The sequence below is a fragment of the Xylophilus sp. ASV27 genome (assembly GCF_016428875.1).
Classification (GTDB): domain Bacteria; phylum Pseudomonadota; class Gammaproteobacteria; order Burkholderiales; family Burkholderiaceae_C; genus Xylophilus.
In genome coordinates this window covers 1-404 of sequence record NZ_JAELTO010000293.1, presented here as the reverse complement: position 1 = coordinate 404, position 404 = coordinate 1, and the positions used below count along the sequence as shown (strand labels likewise).

Annotated in this window: 1 protein-coding gene; it reads left to right on the top strand. The window is 34.2% G+C overall.

Going from position 1 to position 404, the window contains the following annotated elements; genetic code table 11:
- Window positions 1-81 precede the first annotated feature (81 nt).
- On the top strand, window positions 82-404 hold a 323-nt coding region (locus JHD63_RS22940; protein WP_198973130.1), incomplete at its 3' end, for a sensor histidine kinase.

Here is a 404-nt window from a genome sequence, read left to right as displayed (position 1 = left end):
ATTTTGGTGTTTTATGCCCTTCTCTTGTTGGTGGCTTTTCTTATTTATAGAAATTTGAACATCAACCATAAGATGTTCAGGTTGCAATATGATTTCCTAACCAACCTTACCCATGAGTTTAAAACACCAGTTAGCGTAATCAAAATAGCTGGTAATAACATTAAGAGTGCAACTAGCCTTAGTGAAAAAGAACAAAAATTATACGGGAAAATATTAGATGAGGAAGCCGATAAGTTAAATGGCTTGATGAACAAATTGTTGGCCTTTACACAAATTGAGAATAAGGCCATTAAGCTTAACCAGGATGAGGTAGATATCGTAGATTTTATTGAAAGCACCATCGATGCCTATCAACTTAAATATCCAGATTTTCAGCTTAGCTATGAAGTTACAGACTTCAAACA